General features: G+C 57.1%; 14 protein-coding genes. 11 read left to right on the forward strand and 3 right to left on the reverse strand.

What is annotated here, in order from left to right; all coding sequences use genetic code 11:
- The first annotated feature begins 89 nt into the window (after nucleotides 1-89).
- Nucleotides 90-1,835 carry a gamma-glutamyltransferase gene (gene ggt / locus KW829_RS17585; RefSeq protein ID WP_172411107.1) on the forward strand — a complete coding sequence of 582 codons (1,746 nt, stop codon included), beginning with the start codon at nucleotides 90-92 and terminating at the stop codon, nucleotides 1,833-1,835.
- An 86-nt stretch (nucleotides 1,836-1,921) separates the two neighbouring features.
- On the opposite strand, the gene yhhY is transcribed toward ggt, so the two are convergent.
- Nucleotides 1,922-2,410, reverse strand: coding sequence for an N-acetyltransferase (gene yhhY / locus KW829_RS17590; protein WP_010436469.1), 489 nt, complete (start codon nucleotides 2,408-2,410; stop codon nucleotides 1,922-1,924).
- A gap of 220 nt (nucleotides 2,411-2,630) precedes the next feature.
- Nucleotides 2,631-3,275, reverse strand: coding sequence for a polymer-forming cytoskeletal protein (locus KW829_RS17595; RefSeq protein ID WP_010436468.1), 645 nt, complete (start codon nucleotides 3,273-3,275; stop codon nucleotides 2,631-2,633).
- A gap of 157 nt (nucleotides 3,276-3,432) precedes the next feature.
- Here KW829_RS17595 and KW829_RS17600 point away from each other — a divergent pair, with 157 nt between their 5' ends.
- The 5 genes from KW829_RS17600 to gntU all read left to right on the forward strand — a co-directional run bounded on the left by KW829_RS17600 (nucleotide 3,433) and on the right by gntU (nucleotide 8,374).
- On the forward strand, nucleotides 3,433-4,470 hold the full coding sequence (locus tag KW829_RS17600; RefSeq protein ID WP_218308730.1) for an oxidoreductase: 1,038 nt from the start codon (nucleotides 3,433-3,435) through the stop codon (nucleotides 4,468-4,470).
- 123 nt (nucleotides 4,471-4,593) lie between these two features.
- Nucleotides 4,594-5,289, forward strand: a complete 696-nt coding sequence (locus tag KW829_RS17605) for a pirin family protein (protein ID WP_010436464.1) — start codon at nucleotides 4,594-4,596, stop codon at nucleotides 5,287-5,289.
- A gap of 91 nt (nucleotides 5,290-5,380) precedes the next feature.
- Complete coding sequence (gntR, locus tag KW829_RS17610) at nucleotides 5,381-6,376, forward strand: gluconate operon transcriptional repressor GntR (protein WP_089598541.1); 996 nt, start codon at nucleotides 5,381-5,383, stop codon at nucleotides 6,374-6,376.
- Nucleotides 6,377-6,502: 126 nt separating this feature from the next.
- Nucleotides 6,503-7,030, forward strand: coding sequence for a gluconokinase (gene gntK, locus KW829_RS17615; RefSeq protein WP_010436461.1), 528 nt, complete (start codon nucleotides 6,503-6,505; stop codon nucleotides 7,028-7,030).
- Between the two features lie 3 nt (nucleotides 7,031-7,033).
- Nucleotides 7,034-8,374, forward strand: a complete 1,341-nt coding sequence (gene gntU / locus KW829_RS17620; RefSeq protein WP_010436459.1) for a gluconate transporter — start codon at nucleotides 7,034-7,036, stop codon at nucleotides 8,372-8,374.
- A gap of 186 nt (nucleotides 8,375-8,560) precedes the next feature.
- Here gntU and yhgN read toward each other — a convergent pair whose 3' ends face one another.
- Nucleotides 8,561-9,154, reverse strand: a complete 594-nt coding sequence (yhgN, locus tag KW829_RS17625) for an NAAT family transporter YhgN (protein ID WP_003861574.1) — start codon at nucleotides 9,152-9,154, stop codon at nucleotides 8,561-8,563.
- Between the two features lie 177 nt (nucleotides 9,155-9,331).
- Between yhgN and asd the strand changes: the two genes are divergently transcribed.
- The 5 genes from asd (at nucleotide 9,332) to glgA (ending at nucleotide 17,587) form a co-directional block, all read left to right on the forward strand.
- Nucleotides 9,332-10,435, forward strand: a complete 1,104-nt coding sequence (asd, locus tag KW829_RS17630) for an aspartate-semialdehyde dehydrogenase (protein ID WP_010436455.1) — start codon at nucleotides 9,332-9,334, stop codon at nucleotides 10,433-10,435.
- 249 nt (nucleotides 10,436-10,684) lie between these two features.
- Nucleotides 10,685-12,871, forward strand: a complete 2,187-nt coding sequence (gene glgB, locus KW829_RS17635; protein ID WP_148401284.1) for a 1,4-alpha-glucan branching enzyme — start codon at nucleotides 10,685-10,687, stop codon at nucleotides 12,869-12,871.
- Nucleotides 12,868-14,841, forward strand: a complete 1,974-nt coding sequence (glgX, locus tag KW829_RS17640) for a glycogen debranching protein GlgX (RefSeq protein ID WP_218308731.1) — start codon at nucleotides 12,868-12,870, stop codon at nucleotides 14,839-14,841. The genes glgB and glgX overlap by 4 nt, the downstream gene beginning before the upstream one ends.
- 17 nt (nucleotides 14,842-14,858) lie before the next feature.
- A complete protein-coding gene (gene glgC, locus KW829_RS17645) occupies nucleotides 14,859-16,154 on the forward strand; it encodes a glucose-1-phosphate adenylyltransferase (RefSeq protein ID WP_042718928.1) in 1,296 nt (431 codons plus the stop codon).
- Nucleotides 16,154-17,587, forward strand: a complete 1,434-nt coding sequence (gene glgA / locus KW829_RS17650; RefSeq protein ID WP_089598546.1) for a glycogen synthase GlgA — start codon at nucleotides 16,154-16,156, stop codon at nucleotides 17,585-17,587. The genes glgC and glgA overlap by 1 nt, the downstream gene beginning before the upstream one ends.
- Nucleotides 17,588-17,598: the final 11 nt, after the last annotated feature.

The following is a 17,598-nucleotide window of genomic DNA, read 5'->3' on the forward strand; positions in this document are numbered from 1 at the left end:
TACCCCGATTTCACCATGACGATGATTTTTTAGGAGTTGTGAACCAGGCTTAAGCGGGGAGTATGGACCCTATCACCTGGAGAACAATAATGATGAAACCAACGTTTTTGCGCTGGGTAGCGATCGCCGCGCTGATGGCAGGCGGCACATTTAGCGTGGCGGCCAACCCGCCCGCGGCGCCTCCCGTCTCCTACGGCGTGGAGGAAGACGTTTTCCATCCCGTGCGGGCGACGCATGGCATGGTGGCCTCGGTTGACGCGCTGGCAACCCAGGTGGGCGTCGATATTCTCAAACAGGGCGGTAACGCGGTGGATGCGGCGGTTGCGGTGGGGTACGCGCTGGCGGTCACGCATCCGCAGGCGGGTAACCTCGGCGGCGGCGGGTTTATGATGCTGCGTACCAAAGACGGGAAAACCACCGCCATCGACTTCCGTGAGATGGCACCGAATCAGGCCTCCCGCGACATGTTCCTTGACGAGCAGGGCAACCCGGACAGCAAGAAATCCCTGACCTCGCACCTCGCCTCCGGCACGCCGGGCACCGTTGCGGGCTTCTCGCTGGCGCTGGAAAAATACGGCACGCTGCCGCTGAACAAAGTGGTGCAGCCTGCCATCAAGCTGGCGCGCGACGGTTTTGTGGTCAATGACGCGCTTGCGGACGATCTCAAAACCTACGGCAGTGAAGTCATTCCGAATCATGAAAACAGTAAGGCCATCTTCTGGAAAGACGGCGAGCCGCTGAAGAAGGGCGATAAGCTGGTGCAGAAGAACCTGGCGACCAGCCTGGAGCGGATTGCGGAACACGGCCCGGATGCCTTCTATAAAGGCGCGATTGCTGACCAGATTGCCGATGAAATGCAAAAGAACGGTGGGCTAATCACCAAAGCGGATCTGGCGGAGTACAAAGCGGTGGAGCGCGAGCCGATTAGCGGCACCTATCGCGGCTACGAGGTCTTCTCCATGCCGCCGCCGTCTTCCGGGGGCATTCACATCGTGCAGATCCTCAACATTCTAGAAAACTTTGATATGCACAAGTTTGGCTTCGGCAGCGCGGACGCCATGCAGGTGATGGCGGAAGCGGAAAAACGTGCCTACGCCGACCGCTCGGAGTACCTCGGCGACCCGGACTTCGTGAAGGTACCGTGGCAGGCGCTGACCAACAAAGCCTATGCCAAATCCCTGGCCGACCAGATCGACATCAACAAGGCGAAGCCGTCGAGCGAGATCCGCCCCGGCAAGCTGGCGCCTTATGAAAGCAACCAGACCACCCACTTCTCGGTGGTGGATAAAGACGGCAATGCGGTGGCGGTGACCTATACGCTGAATACCACCTTTGGTACCGGGATTGTGGCGGGCAACAGCGGCATTCTGCTGAACAACGAGATGGATGACTTTTCCGCCAAGCCGGGCGTGCCGAACGTTTACGGGCTGGTAGGCGGTGATGCAAACGCCGTCGGGCCGAAGAAGCGTCCGCTCTCGTCCATGTCGCCTACCATCGTGGTGAAAGACGGAAAAACCTGGCTGGTAACCGGCAGCCCGGGCGGGAGTCGAATTATTACCACCGTGCTGCAGATGGTGGTGAACAGCATCGACTTTGGGATGAACGTAGCCGAAGCGACCAACGCCCCGCGTTTCCACCACCAGTGGCTGCCGGACGAGCTGCGCGTCGAGAAGGGCTTTAGCCCAGACACCATTAAGCTGCTTGAACAGCGCGGGCAAAAAGTGGCGGTGAAAGAGGCGATGGGCAGCACCCAGAGCATTATGGTGGGGCCGGACGGGGCGCTGTTTGGGGCATCGGATCCACGTTCGGTGGATGATTTGACGGCGGGATATTAACGTATTGCCCGGTGGCGCTGTGCTTACCGGGCCTACAACTGCACAAACGTAGGCCGGGTAAGGCGAAGCCGCCACCCGGCAAATAACTACTTCATTCTCGCCATATAATACGCATCCACATACTCGCCGTTGCGCAGGGCAAATTTCCTGCCGGTGCCTTCGATTTCAAAACCAAACTTCCGGTACAGCGCCAGTGCAGCAGGGTTATCGGCAAAAACCGTTAGCTCGATACGTTCGATGCGCATCCAGTTATCGCACAGGTTGATCATCTCGCGCATGAGCGCGCTCCCCACGCCGCGCCCCTGGGCGTGCGCCGCAACGCTGATACCAAAGGTTGCCACATGGCTGCGTCGCGGGCTGGCTTCTACCTGCAGCGCCAGGTCACCGACGATGTTTTCATCGATGCAGGCGACCAGACGTTTTTGGCCAGGTTTAGGATGAAGCCGCTCTTGCCAGTGTTCAAGGGAAGGATGAGGTAGCTGTAGCGTGTCGTGATACACCCCAGGATGCATATAGTTCTGGCGTAAAGCTTCGGCATCTTTCGGTTCTGCGTGGCGTATCACTATCTCACTCATTCCTTGTTCCTCAGTCAGTTAACTCTCCCTTCCAACATCAATGACTTTAAAATTTGAGTCAACCGCTATTTTTTGCAAAAAGGAGTGGACAAGTGCGAATGAGAATGATTATTATTGCTCTGCATTCAGGAAGACCGCTACGGGAACCTGAAAGCACGACATTGCTCACATTGCTTCCAGTATTACTTTAGCCAGCGTTTCGCTGGCTTTTTTTTGCTTATTATTTGGCAAGCTCGCACGCTTCAGGAGCGTCAGCGGTGCTGTCCTTGATCAGGCCAACGACGTTGTTCTTTTCGATAGCGGCAGGCAGCATCTCCGCAATACCGGAAAACATCCCCCCTTTTTTGACGGCCAGCGCCCGGTAGGAAAGCGTTCCCGTTACCTCACCGTTTTCGCAGATTTCAATGGCATCGCTGTGGCATTCGCCAATCACGGCCCCGTCAATAATCAGCTCGCGGCAGGTGATATTTCCCTCAACCCGTCCCCCGCGCATGATTTTGATCAGACTCTGTTCAGAGGCAATATTGCCGATAAGCTCACCGTGCACATAGACGTGACCCGTCGATACGATATTACCTTCAACGCGGACGTCGTTGGCAATCACCGTGGTGCCGTGCTTCTCGGTGGCGGTAGGTTCTTTTTCCATGACAGGAGCCGGAGGAAGGGCAGTTGGCACCTTGATTTCATTAATTTTATTCTTTTTAAACATAACATTACCCAGGTTGATAAGCAGGGGAAGAGTGAAAGCCAATAAAGAGAATGCTGCGAAGAGCCATGCGAGTTGACGGGCGGCGAAGCACCAGGCGGCAAGCGAAAGCAACCAGAAGAGAAGCGCACTGTTTAAGGCGAGATATTTCTTTTCCATAGAAATAGGCGCGACTCCATTCGCGAGCATAGATTTGACCTTCACCTTATCGTGGTTTTTAGCGGCAGGGTCAAGGCAAGTGCCGCCATTTTAGGATTCTTTTGGGCAAGTTTATCGCTATAGTGAAAACAGAAACCTGATCAAAAAGGACGGAACCATGACCCTGAACTGTGCGTTTATCGGCTTTGGTAAAAGCACCACCCGCTATCACCTACCCTATATTCTCAACCGTAAAGACAGCTGGCACGTCGCCCATATCTACAGACGCAGTGCGAAGCCGGAAGAGCAGTCTCCGCAGTATTCCCACATTCATTTCACCGGCGATCTGAACGAGGTGCTTCACGATCCGCAGGTGAATCTGATCATTGTCTGCACCCACGCCGACAGCCACTTCGACTACGCGAAGCGCGCGCTGGAAGCGGGCAAAAACGTGCTGGTGGAAAAGCCGTTCACCCCGACCATCGCCGAAGCGAAGGAACTGTTTGCGCTGGCGAAGAGCAAAGGGCTGACCGTTACGCCGTATCAGAACCGCCGTTTTGACAGCTGCTTCCTGACGGCGAAAAAGGCGATTGAGAGCGGCAAGCTCGGCGACATTGTGGAAATTGAAAGCCACTTCGACTACTACCGTCCGGTCGTGGAAACCCAGCCCGGCCTGCCGCAGGACGGCTCGTTCTATGGTCTGGGCGTGCACACTATGGACCAGATCATCTCCCTGTTTGGTCGCCCGGACCATGTGGCGTACGACATCCGCAGCCTGCGCAACAAAGCCAACCCGGACGACACCTTCGAAGCGCAACTGTTCTACGGCGATCTGAAAGCCATCGTCAAAACCAGCCATCTGGTGAAAATCGACTATCCCAGGTTTATCGTTCACGGCACCAAAGGCTCGTTTATCAAGTACGGCATCGACCAGCAGGAGACCAGCCTGAAGGCTAACATCATGCCGGGCGAACCGGGCTTTGCGGCGGATGATTCCGTAGGCGTGCTGGAGTATGTGAAGGCAGATGGCACAACAGTAAAAGAAGAACTCAAGCCGGAACCAGGCGACTATGGCCGCGTTTACGATGCGCTGTATGAAACGCTCACCACGGGTACGCCGAATTACGTCAAGGAATCTGACGTTCTGACCAACCTGGAAATCCTTGAACGGGCCTTTGAGCAGGCTTCTCCTGCCACGGTAACCCTCGCAAAATAAGCAAAAATGGCTCCTCTGCGCTTGTTCATAATTTTTGAACAGAGGAGTCAATTTTCACCCTCTATGATCCCAGGCGGTTTGCGTCCACACTTACTCCATCGAAACGAACTGAGGGTGAAATAAATGATCTACTTACGCAAAGCAAACGAACGTGGTCACGCAAATCATGGCTGGCTGGACTCATGGCATTCATTCTCGTTTGCCGACTACTACGACCCGAACTTTATGGGCTTCTCCGCACTGCGCGTGATTAACGACGACGTGATTGATGCAGGCCAGGGCTTCGGTACCCACCCGCACAAGGACATGGAAATCCTGACTTATGTGCTCGAAGGAGCCGTGGCGCACAAAGACAGCATGGGTAACGAAGAGCAGGTTCCGGCGGGTGAGTTCCAGATTATGAGTGCGGGCACCGGGGTGCGTCACTCTGAGTACAACCCGAGCAAAACGGAAAAACTGCACCTGTATCAAATCTGGATCATTCCAGAAGAGACCGGCATCGCGCCGCGCTACGAGCAGCGCCGCTTCGACGCCAAACAGGGCAAACAGCTGGTGCTGTCCCCGGATGCGCGTGAAGGTTCCCTGAAAGTGCATCAGGATATGGAGCTCTACCGCTGGGCGCTGGCAAAAGACGAACAGTCCGTGCATCAGATTGCCGCCAACCGCCGCGTCTGGATCCAGGTGGTGAAAGGTGACGTGTCCATCAACGGCACCAAAGCAACCACCGCCGATGGTCTGGCCATCTGGGATGAGCAGGCGCTCTCCGTGCATGCCGACAGCGAAAGCGAAATCCTGCTGTTTGACCTGCCGCCGGTATAAATAATTACTCAACCTTCCCTTTAAACGGGGAAGGTTGAGCTTTGTCCGTGATAAACTGAGAAAATCTCTCACTTCAAGATTTCTCAGGACGATGAAAAAGAAACGCCCCGTACTTCAGGATGTCGCCGATCGCGTCGGTGTGACCAAAATGACGGTCAGCCGTTTTTTACGTAACCCGGAACAGGTTTCCGTGGCGTTACGTGGCAAGATTGCCGCTGCCCTTGATGAACTGGGTTATATTCCCAACCGCGCACCCGATATTCTCTCCAATGCGACCAGCCGTGCGGTGGGCGTCCTGCTTCCTTCTTTGACCAACCAGGTTTTCGCCGAAGTATTACGTGGAATCGAAAGCGTGACCGATGCCTTTGGCTATCAGACCATGCTCGCGCACTACGGGTACAAGCCGGAACTGGAAGAGGAACGTCTTGAATCGATGCTTTCCTGGAACATCGACGGCCTGATTTTAACGGAACGTACCCACACTGCCCGCACGCTCAAAATGATTGAAGTGGCCGGTATCCCGGTGGTGGAACTGATGGACAGCCAGTCGCCTTGCCTCGACATCGCCGTTGGGTTCGATAACTTTGAAGCGGCGCGTCAGATGACGGCGGCGATCATTGCGCGCGGTCATCGCCACATTGCCTATCTGGGTGCACGCCTTGATGAACGTACTATCATCAAACAGAAGGGATACGAGCAGGCGATGCTCGACGCCGGTTTAACTCCGTACAGCGTGATGGTGGAGCAATCCTCGTCCTACACCTCGGGTATTGAGCTGATGCGTCAGGCGCGACGCGAGTATCCGCAACTGGACGGTATTTTCTGTACCAACGATGACCTTGCGGTCGGCGCGGCGTTTGAGTGCCAGCGTCTGGGGCTGAAGATCCCCGACGATATGGCGATTGCTGGTTTTCACGGCCACGACATCGGCCAGGTGATGGAGCCGCGTCTGGCGAGCGTCCTGACCCCGCGTGAACGTATGGGCCGCATTGGCGCAGAACGCCTGCTGGCGCGCATTCGTGGTGAGGCAGTTACCCCTAAAATGTTAGATTTAGGTTTCACCTTGTCACCGGGTGGATCTATTTAATCCGACAAATTTGAAGTAGCTCACACTTATTCACTTCGCGCACGTTTGGATATTGCTTCTCTTTTGCCCCGGCAGGACAATGTTACCGATAACTGTTACCCGTAACAATTGACTGAGGGACACCCTTTGAGCACGACTAATCACGATCACCACGTTTACGTCCTGATGGGCGTGTCCGGTAGCGGTAAATCTGCCGTGGCGAGCGAAGTGGCGCATCAACTTCAGGCTGCGTTTCTTGATGGCGACTTCCTCCATCCGCGCAGCAACATCATGAAAATGGCCTCCGGCGAGCCGCTGAACGACGACGACCGCAAACCGTGGCTGCAGGCGCTGAACGATGCCGCCTTTGCGATGCAGCGTACTAACAAAGTCTCCCTGATCGTCTGCTCCGCGCTGAAAAAAACCTACCGCGACCTGCTGCGCGACGGTAACCCGAACCTCTCCTTCATCTATCTGAAGGGCGATTTCGAGGTTATTGAAAGCCGTCTGAAGGCGCGTAAAGGCCACTTCTTCAAAACCCAGATGCTGGTTACGCAGTTCGAAGCGCTGCAGGAGCCGGGTGCGGATGAGCAGGACGTCTTAGTGGTTGATATCGATCAGTCACTGGAAGGTGTTGTCGCCAGCACCATCGAGGTCATTAATAAAAGGCAGTAAGTTTTGAGTACATTAACGCTTGTTTTGACAGCAGTGGGTTCCGTATTACTGCTGCTGTTTCTCGTGATGAAGGCGCGTATGCATGCCTTCGTTGCTTTGATGGTGGTTTCTATTGGTGCAGGTCTCTTTTCCGGTATGCCGCTCGACAAGATCGCCGCGACGATGGAAAAAGGGATGGGTGGCACGCTGGGTTTCCTGGCGATTGTGGTCGCGCTCGGCGCGATGTTTGGCAAGATTTTGCACGAGACGGGCGCGGTCGATCAGATTGCCGTCAAGATGCTGAAATCCTTCGGCCACAGCCGCGCGCACTACGCGATTGGTCTGGCTGGTCTGATTTGCGCGCTGCCGCTGTTCTTCGAAGTGGCGGTAGTGCTGCTGATTAGCGTCGCGTTCTCGATGGCACGCCATACCGGCACTAACCTCGTGAAGCTGGTCATACCGCTGTTTGCGGGCGTGGCGGCGGCCGCGGCGTTCCTGCTGCCGGGGCCTGCGCCGATGCTGCTGGCCTCCCAGATGCACGCTGACTTTGGCTGGATGATCCTCATTGGCCTCTGCGCCGCGATCCCGGGGATGATTATCGCCGGTCCGCTGTGGGGTAACTTCATCAGCCGCTACGTTGAGCTGCACATTCCTGATGACATCACCGAGCCGCACCTGGGCGAGGGCAAAATGCCGTCCTTCGGCTTCAGCCTGTCGCTGATCCTGCTCCCGCTGGTGCTGGTGGGCCTGAAAACCATCGCCGCGCGCTTTGTGCCGGTCGGTTCCAGCGCTTACGAGTGGTTTGAGTTCATCGGCCACCCGTTCACGGCGATTCTGGTGGCCTGTCTGGTGGCGATTTACGGCCTGGCAATGCGTCAGGGGATGCCGAAAGACCGCGTGATGGAGATTTGCGGTGCCGCGCTGCAGCCTGCGGGTATCATCCTGCTGGTGATCGGTGCCGGTGGCGTGTTCAAGCAGGTGCTGGTGGATTCCGGCGTGGGCCCGGCTCTGGGCGAAGCGCTGACCGGAATGGGCCTGCCGATTGCGGTCACCTGCTTCGTGCTGGCGGCGGCGGTGCGTATCATCCAGGGTTCCGCAACCGTGGCGTGCTTAACTGCGGTGGGCCTGGTGATGCCGGTGATTGAACAGCTGAACTACTCCGGTGCGCAGATGGCGGCGCTGTCTATCTGTATCGCGGGCGGTTCGATTGTGGTATCCCACGTGAACGACGCAGGCTTCTGGCTGTTCGGTAAATTTACCGGCGCGACCGAAGCGCAAACCCTGAAAACCTGGACGCTGATGGAAACCATCCTCGGCACGACGGGTGCGATTGTCGGGATGATTGCGTTTACTCTGCTGAGCTAACGGGTTTTCTCCCTCTCCCTGTGGGAGAGGGAGAAAACCGGAGTGACTTGTAGGTCGGGTAAGGCAAAGCCGCCACCCGACAAACATACGGCCTCTGCGGCCTGTTGCCCTCACCCCAACCCTCTCCCACGGGGAGAGGGGGCAAACACTAAAAACGGCAATCGAAGATTGCCGTTTTGCTTTTACCTACCCCTTCATCCATGCCCGGATCCCGTCCAGGAACATTTGCGTCGCCATCATCACCAGAATCAGCCCCATCAGACGCTCCAGGGCGTTCACCCCTTTTTCACCCAGCAGGCGCAGGAACAGCGACGACTGCAGCAGGATGATAAACGTCCCGCCCCAGGCAATCAGCAGGGCAATCACCAGGTGGCTCATCTGATTCGGGTACTGGTGCGACAACAGCATCAGCGTCGCCAGAATCGTTGGCCCGGCAACCAGCGGGATCGCCAGCGGCACGATGAACGGCTCTTCACCCGCTGGCAGGCCGCTGCTGCTGCCTTCCGCGCTCGGGAAAATCATTTTGATGGCAATCAGGAACAGAATAATCCCGCCGGAAATCGAGACCGTTTCGGCGCGCAGGTTCAGGAACGCGAGAATTTTTTCCCCGGCAAACAGGAAGATAAACATCACCAGCAGGGCGATGAGCAGCTCGCGGATCATGATCGCCCGACGGCGCTTCGGCTCGGTGTGCTTTAACACCGACATGAAGATCGGCAGGTTTCCCAGTGGATCCATTATCAGGATCAATAAAACCGCCGCGGAAATGATTTCACTCATGTAAATTATCCCTGAAACTCTCTATGGTTATTATGATAATTAGCTGTATTTCTGATTGCCGGGCAATCATCGATTAATTTCGCTTGCGACTTTGGCAGCATTTTGTAATGTGAAGCATATCCCAGTTCAATACTGGCTTGCACAATCAGCACACACCCTCAGCAGGAAAAAAATGCTATGAAAAACGTTGGTTTTATCGGCTGGCGCGGTATGGTCGGCTCTGTACTCATGCAACGCATGGTTGAAGAGCGCGATTTCGACGCTATCCGCCCGGTCTTCTTCTCCACTTCCCAGCTCGGCCAGGCTGCTCCGTCCTTTGGTGGTACCACAGGCACGTTGCAGGATGCTTACGATCTGGAAGCGCTGAAGGCACTCGACATTATTGTGACGTGCCAGGGCGGCGATTATACCAACGAAATCTATCCAAAGCTGCGTGAAAGCGGCTGGCAGGGCTACTGGATTGACGCGGCCTCTTCACTGCGCATGAAGGACGATGCCATCATCATTCTCGACCCGGTTAACCAGGGCGTGATCACCGACGGCCTGAACAACGGTGTGAAAACCTTTGTTGGCGGCAACTGTACCGTCAGCCTGATGCTGATGTCCCTCGGCGGCCTGTTCGCGCAGGATCTGGTGGAGTGGGTCTCCGTGGCGACCTACCAGGCCGCGTCCGGCGGCGGCGCGCGTCACATGCGCGAGCTGCTGACCCAGATGGGCCAGCTGCACCAGAGCGTAGCGACCGAGCTGGCAAACCCGGCATCCGCGATTCTTGATATCGAGCGTAAGGTCACTCAACTGACCCGCAGCGGCGAGCTGCCAGTGGACAACTTCGGCGTACCGCTGGCCGGTGGCCTGATCCCGTGGATCGACAAACAGCTGGATAACGGCCAGACCCGTGAAGAGTGGAAGGGCCAGGCTGAGACCAACAAAATCCTCGCGACCGCGAACACCATTCCGGTTGACGGCCTCTGCGTGCGTATCGGCGCGCTGCGCTGCCACAGCCAGGCTTTCACCCTTAAACTGAAAAAAGATGTGTCTATTCCGACCGTGGAAGAGCTGCTGGCCGCACACAACCCGTGGGCGAAAGTGGTGCCAAACGATCGCGATATCACCATGCGCGAACTGACCCCGGCAGCCGTCACCGGCACGCTGACCACGCCGGTTGGCCGTCTGCGCAAGCTGAACATGGGGCCGGAGTACCTCTCCGCATTCACCGTCGGCGACCAGCTCCTGTGGGGGGCAGCCGAACCGCTGCGCCGCATGCTGCGCCAGCTGGCGTAATAATTTGTTAAATACCGGGGGTGATTTTCACCCCTTTTTTTTGCGTACTACATGGAGTAACACGCGGATGTCTTATTTTTTATCAGGAGTCATTTAGAGCGTTGGCTATGCTTTAAGGAAGAGTCATTTCTTACCTGAGGTTCGAACGGAGCAGAAAGGATGCACATATTTGTGCTGTCCCGTTCAGGTCACATTAAAAGTCGTCCCGGAGCGCGTAAAAAGGACGACATAAAAAACAGGATGAATACCATGTCCGATCGTGTGGATAGAGACGTGATTAATGCGCTTATTGCGGGTCATTTTGCTGACCCCTTTTCTGTGCTTGGGATGCACCGAACGGAGGCTGGACTGGAAGTTCGGGCGCTGTTGCCGGATGCCACAGAAGTGTGGGTGATTGAACCCAAAACCGGCCGCAAGGTCGGCAATCTGGAATGCCTCGATTCTCGTGGCTTCTTCTCGGGCGTGATGCCCCGTCGTAAAAACCCTTTTCGCTATCAGCTTGCCGTCATCTGGCACGGCCAGCAGAACCTGATTGATGACCCTTACAGCTTCGGCCCGCTCCTGAAAGAGATGGACGCCTGGCTGTTGTCCGAAGGGACTCACCTGCGGCCGTATGAAACGCTGGGCGCGCATGCCGATACCATGGACGGGATCACCGGCACGCGTTTTTCCGTGTGGGCACCGAATGCCCGGCGGGTTTCCGTTGTCGGGCAGTTCAACTATTGGGATGGCCGCCGTCATCCGATGCGCCTGCGCCGTGAAACCGGCATCTGGGAGCTGTTTATCCCCGGCGCGCAAAACGGCCAGCTCTATAAGTTCGAGATGATCGATGCCAACGGCAAGCTGCGCATTAAAGCTGACCCGTATGCCTTTGAAGCGCAGATGCGCCCGGATACCGCGTCGCTGATTTGTGGGCTGCCGGAGAAGATCGTCCAGACGGAAGAACGCAAGCAGGCCAACCGCTTCGACGCGCCAATCTCCGTCTATGAGGTGCATCTCGGCTCCTGGCGTCGCCACACCGATAATAACTTCTGGCTCAGCTATCGTGAATTGGCCGATCAGCTGGTGCCGTACGCCAAATGGATGGGCTTTACTCACCTTGAGCTGCTGCCGGTTAATGAACACCCGTTCGACGGAAGCTGGGGCTACCAGCCTACCGGGTTGTATGCGCCAACGCGCCGCTTCGGCACGCGCGATGATTTCCGCTATTTCGTCAATGCCGCGCATGCCGCCGGGCTGAACGTGATCCTCGACTGGGTGCCCGGCCACTTCCCGTCTGATGATTTCAGTTTGTCGGAATTTGACGGCACGAAGCTGTACGAGCACAGCGACCCGCGCGAAGGCTATCACCAGGACTGGAACACGCTGATCTATAACTACGGTCGCCGTGAAGTGACGAACTTCCTGGTAGGCAACGCGCTGTACTGGATCGAGCGTTTCGGTATTGATGCTCTGCGCGTCGATGCGGTGGCGTCGATGATCTACCGCGACTACAGCCGTAAAGAGGGGGAGTGGATCCCGAACGAGTATGGCGGCCGTGAAAATCTGGAAGCCATTGAGTTCCTGCGCAACACCAACCGCATTCTCGGCGAGCAGGTGGAAGGCGCGGTGACGATGGCGGAAGAGTCCACCGACTTCCCCGGCGTCTCTCGCCCTCCGTCAATGGGGGGCCTGGGCTTCTGGTACAAGTGGAACCTGGGCTGGATGCACGACACGCTCGACTACATGAAGCTCGACCCGGTTCACCGTCAGTATCACCACGACAAGCTCACCTTCGGGCTGCTCTACAACTACACCGAAAACTTCATGCTGCCGCTGTCGCATGATGAAGTGGTGCACGGCAAAAAATCCATTCTTGACCGCATGCCGGGCGACGCGTGGCAGAAGTTTGCCAACCTGCGCGCTTACTACGGCTGGATGTTCGCTTTCCCGGGCAAGAAACTGCTGTTTATGGGCAATGAATTCGCGCAGGGCCGAGAGTGGAACCACGATTCCAGCCTCGACTGGCACCTGCTGGAAGGCGGTGATAACTGGCACCACGGCGTACAGCGTCTGGTGCGTGACCTGAACCTGACCTATCGCCACCACAAAGCGCTGCACGAGCTGGATTTTGACCCGTACGGCTTCGAGTGGCTGGTGGTGGACGATCGTGAACGGTCGGTATTTGTCTTTGTGCGCCGCGATAAAGCGGGCAATGAAATTATCGTTGCCAGCAATTTCACGCCGGTGCCGCGCGAACATTACCGCTTCGGCATTAACCAGGCGGGGAAATGGCGCGAAATACTGAACACCGATTCCATGCATTATCACGGCAGCAACGCGGGTAACGGCGGTCTGGTGCAGAGCGATGCTCTCGAAAGCCACGGGCGTCCTCATTCCCTGAGCCTGACGCTGCCGCCGCTTAGCACCATCTGGCTGGTGCGGGAGGGGGAATGACGCAGCTTACGGCAGGTAATCCCGAACCGCTTGGGGCGCGCTTTGACGGGAAGGGGGTGAACTTCACGCTCTTTTCTGCGCACGCGGAGCGGGTAGAACTCTGTGTGTTTGACGGGGAAGGTAACGAGCACCGTTACGATTTACCGTCCCGCACGGGGGATATCTGGCACGGTTACCTGTCCGGCGGGCGTCCGGGAATGCACTACGGTTTTCGCGTTCACGGCGCATGGGAACCTTCACAGGGACACTGGTTTAACCCGGCGAAGCTGTTGATTGACCCGTGTGCGCACCGTGTGGACGGCGAGTTTAAAGACGACCCGATATTCCACGTCGGCTACGGTGAACCCGACCACCGCGACAGTGCGCCGCTCGCGCCAAAAAGCGTGGTGGTGAACGACCTCTACGACTGGGAAGACGATGCCCCGCCGCGCACGCCGTGGGGCAATACCGTCATTTACGAAGCGCATGTGAAAGGGCTGACGTATCTGCACCCGTCGATTCCCAAAGAGATGCGCGGGACCTATAAAGCGCTCGGGCATCCGACGCTGGTTGCCTACCTGAAGCACTTAGGGATCACCGCGCTGGAGCTACTGCCCGTGGCGCATTTCGCCAGCGAGCCGCGGTTACAGCGCCTTGGTCTGAGCAACTACTGGGGTTACAACCCGCTGGCAATGTTCGCCCTTGAACCCCGCTATGCCGCCCATCCTGAAAAAGCCCGGGACGAGTTCCGCGATGCGGTGAAGGCCCTCCACGCGGCGGGCATTGAGGTCATTCTGGACGTGGTGCTCAACCACAGTGCCGAAAGCGATCTCGACGGCCCGACGCTCTCGCAGCGCGGAATTGATAACCGTAGCTATTATTGGATCAGGGAAGATGGTGATTACGCCAACTGGACCGGCTGCGGTAACACGCTCAATCTTAGCCATCCGGCGGTGACGCATTATGCGTATGAGTGCCTGAAATATTGGGTGGAAACCTTCCATGTTGACGGTTTTCGTTTCGACCTGGCCCCCGTCATGGGGCGCACGCCGGCGTTCAGCCAGCAGGCACCGCTGTTTGAGGCAATCAGAAATTGCCCGGTGTTATCGCAGGTGAAGCTGATTGCCGAGCCGTGGGACATCGGTGAGGGCGGCTATCAGGTGGGAAATTTCCCGCCGCTGTTTGCCGAGTGGAACGATCACTACCGCGATGCCGTCCGCCGCTTCTGGCTGGCGCGCGATCTGTCGTTGGGGGAATTCGCAGGACGTTTTGCCGGTTCCAGCGATCTCTTTAAGCGCGACGGCAAACGTCCGTCGGCCACCATCAACCTGGTAACGGCGCACGACGGTTTCACGCTTCGCGACTGCGTTTGTTTCAATCAGAAACACAATGAGGCAAACGGTGAGGAGAATCGCGATGGGACTAACAATAACCATAGCTTTAACCATGGTATAGAAGGGTTAGGCGGAAGTCTGGACGTGATCGAGCGGCGACGCGCCAGCGTTCACGCGCTGCTCACGACGCTTTTGCTGTCGCAGGGCACGCCGATGCTGCTGGCGGGCGACGAGCACGGCCACAGCCAGCACGGCAACAACAACGCCTATTGCCAGGATAACACCTTAACCTGGCTCGACTGGGGAGAAGCAAACAGCGGGTTGACCCATTTCACCGCGGCGCTGATCCACCTTCGCCAGCAAATCCCGGCGCTTACCGCCGATAGCTGGTGGGAAGAGGGCGACGGCAACGTTCGCTGGCTGAATAAAGACGCGCAACCGCTGAGCGCGCAAGAGTGGCAACACGGCATAACCTGTCTGCAAATCCTGCTGTCGGATACGTGGCTGGTCACGCTGAACGCGACGGATGACGTCGCAGAGATTGTTTTACCTGACGGGGAGTGGCGAGCCGTTCCCCCCTTTGCCGGAGCGGATAATCCGGTTGTTATGGCTGTCTGGCACGGGCCTGCGCACGGAGTGTGCGTATTCCAAAGATGATAAAAAAGGAGTTAGTCATGGTTAGATTAGAGAAGAACGATCCGTTAATGTTGGCGCGCCAGCTACCATTAAAAACTGTTGCCCTGATACTCGCGGGCGGGCGTGGAACCCGTCTGAAAGATTTGACCATCAAGCGCGCCAAACCAGCCGTTCACTTTGGTGGTAAGTTCCGCATTATCGACTTTGCGCTCTCCAACTGCCTGAACTCTGGCATTCGCCGCATTGGCGTCATTACTCAGTATCAGTCGCACACGCTGGTTCAGCATATCCAGCGCGGCTGGTCGTTCTTTAGCGAAGAGATGAACGAGTTTGTCGATCTGCTCCCGGCGCAGCAGCGCGTTCACGGGGAAAACTGGTATCGCGGCACGGCGGATGCGGTGACCCAGAACCTCGACATTATTCGCCGCTACAGCGCGGAATATATCGTCATCCTCGCGGGTGACCACATCTACAAGCAAGACTACTCGCACATGCTCATCGACCACGTCGAAAAAGGGGCGCGCTGCACCGTGGCGTGTCTGCCGGTGCCCGTTGCTGAGGCGACGGCGTTTGGTGTGATGCACGTGGATGCCGACGACAAGATTATCGACTTTGTTGAAAAACCGGCGAACCCGCCGACCATGCCGGGAGATGACACCAAATCGCTCGCCAGCATGGGGATCTATATCTTTGATGCAGAATACCTTTATGAGCTGCTGGAAGAAGACGACAAAGACGAAAACTCCAGCCACGACTTCGGTAAAGACATCATCCCGAAAATCACCAAAGCTGGCATGGCGTATGCACATCCTTTCCCGCTGTCCTGCGTGCAATCAGACCCGAATGCGGAACCTTACTGGCGCGACGTCGGTACGCTGGAAGCCTACTGGAAAGCGAACCTCGACCTGGCGTCTGTTACGCCTGAACTGGATATGTACGACCAGAACTGGCCGATTCGCACCCACATGGAATCGCTGCCGCCCGCGAAGTTCGTGCAGGACCGCTCCGGCAGCCACGGAATGACGCTGAACTCGCTGGTTTCCGGCGGGTGCATTATCTCCGGCTCCGTGGTGGTGCAGTCCGTGCTGTTCCCCCGCGTGCGTGTGAATTCATTCTGTAATATCGACTCGGCAGTCCTGCTGCCGGATGTCTGGGTAGGGCGCTCGTGTCGTCTTCGCCGTTGCGTGATCGACCGTGCCTGCGTCATCCCTGAAGGGATGGTGATTGGTGAAAACGCGGAAGAAGATGCGCGTCGCTTCTACCGTTCTGAAGAGGGGATCGTGTTAGTCACACGGGAAATGTTGCGGAAGCTGCAAATCAAACAGGAGCGATGATGCAGGTTTTACACGTATGTTCTGAGATGTTCCCGTTGCTGAAGACGGGCGGGCTGGCGGACGTTCTTGGCGCATTACCGGCGGCGCAAATCGCCGGTGGGGTGGATACCCGAGTCCTGTTGCCCGCTTTCCCGGATATCCGGCGTGGTATTCCTGATGCAAAGGTCGTTACCCGCCGTGAAACCTTCGCCGGACGCATCACCCTGCTATTTGGACATTACAATGGCGTAGGGATTTACCTGATCGACGCGCCTCACCTGTACGACCGACCAGGCAGTCCGTATCACGATACGAACCTGTTCGCCTATACCGACAACGTGCTGCGCTTTGCGCTGCTCGGCTGGGTGGGGGCGGAGATGGCCGTCGGGCTGGATCCGTTCTGGCGACCGGATGTTGTACACGCGCATGACTGGCATGCTGGCCTGGCGCCTGCGTATCTGGCGGCGAAAGGTCATCCGGCCAAATCGGTCTTTACGGTGCACAACCTGGCGTATCAGGGCATGTACTATGCCCATCATATGAATGACATCGATCTGCCATGGTCGTTCTATAACATGCACGGTCTGGAGTTTAACGGGCAGATCTCGTTCCTGAAGGCGGGGCTGTATTACGCCGATCACATCACGGCGGTGAGCCCAACCTACGCGCGTGAAATCACCCAGCCCGAGTTTGGCTACGGTCTGGAAGGGCTGTTACAACAGCGCCACCGTGAAGGCCGTCTGTCGGGCATTCTGAACGGCGTGGATGAAAAGATCTGGAGTCCGGATACCGATCTCCTTTTGGCTGCGCGCTATGGCCGCGATTCGGTGGAAGACAAAGCCGAAAACAAACGCCAGCTGCAAATTGCGATGGGGCTGAAGGTGAACGACAAAGTGCCGCTGTTCGCCGTGGTCAGCCGCCTGACCAGCCAGAAAGGGCTGGATTTGGTGCTCGAAGCGCTGCCGGGACTACTGGAGCAGGGCGGCCAGCTGGCGCTGCTCGGCGCGGGCGATCCGGTGCTGCAGGAGGGTTTTCTTGCCGCCGCCGCAGAACATCCGGGGCAGGTGGGCGTGCAGATTGGTTATCACGAAGCATTTTCGCACCGCATTATGGGTGGGGCAGACGTCATTCTGGTGCCGAGCCGCTTTGAACCCTGCGGCCTGACGCAGCTTTACGGCCTGAAATACGGCACGCTGCCGCTGGTACGCCGCACGGGCGGGCTGGCGGATACGGTGTCCGACAGCTCTCTGGAAAACCTGGCGGACGGTATCGCCAGCGGTTTTGTTTTTGAGGACAGTAATGCCTGGTCGCTGCTTCGCGCGATTCGGCGTGCGTTCGTCTTGTGGTCCCGTCCATCGCTGTGGCGTTACGTACAACGTCAGGCGATGTCCATGGACTTTAGCTGGCACGTTGCGGCGCAGTCCTACCGTGACCTTTATCAACGCTTGATGTAACGAGGCGAAGT

It is taken from the genome of Enterobacter sp. ENT02, from assembly GCF_019219165.1.
GTDB lineage: Bacteria > Pseudomonadota > Gammaproteobacteria > Enterobacterales > Enterobacteriaceae > Enterobacter > Enterobacter mori.

Coding starts and splice junctions, on each gene's coding strand:
- ggt (WP_172411107.1), top strand. CDS start 90: ATGATGAAACCAACGTTTTTGCGCTGGGTAGCGATCGCCGCGCTGATG.
- yhhY (WP_010436469.1), bottom strand. CDS start 2,410: ATGAGTGAGATAGTGATACGCCACGCAGAACCGAAAGATGCCGAAGCT.
- KW829_RS17595 (WP_010436468.1), bottom strand. CDS start 3,275: ATGGAAAAGAAATATCTCGCCTTAAACAGTGCGCTTCTCTTCTGGTTG.
- KW829_RS17600 (WP_218308730.1), top strand. CDS start 3,433: ATGACCCTGAACTGTGCGTTTATCGGCTTTGGTAAAAGCACCACCCGC.
- KW829_RS17605 (WP_010436464.1), top strand. CDS start 4,594: ATGATCTACTTACGCAAAGCAAACGAACGTGGTCACGCAAATCATGGC.
- gntR (WP_089598541.1), top strand. CDS start 5,381: ATGAAAAAGAAACGCCCCGTACTTCAGGATGTCGCCGATCGCGTCGGT.
- yhgN (WP_003861574.1), bottom strand. CDS start 9,154: ATGAGTGAAATCATTTCCGCGGCGGTTTTATTGATCCTGATAATGGAT.
- asd (WP_010436455.1), top strand. CDS start 9,332: ATGAAAAACGTTGGTTTTATCGGCTGGCGCGGTATGGTCGGCTCTGTA.
- glgB (WP_148401284.1), top strand. CDS start 10,685: ATGTCCGATCGTGTGGATAGAGACGTGATTAATGCGCTTATTGCGGGT.
- glgX (WP_218308731.1), top strand. CDS start 12,868: ATGACGCAGCTTACGGCAGGTAATCCCGAACCGCTTGGGGCGCGCTTT.
- glgC (WP_042718928.1), top strand. CDS start 14,859: ATGGTTAGATTAGAGAAGAACGATCCGTTAATGTTGGCGCGCCAGCTA.
- glgA (WP_089598546.1), top strand. CDS start 16,154: ATGCAGGTTTTACACGTATGTTCTGAGATGTTCCCGTTGCTGAAGACG.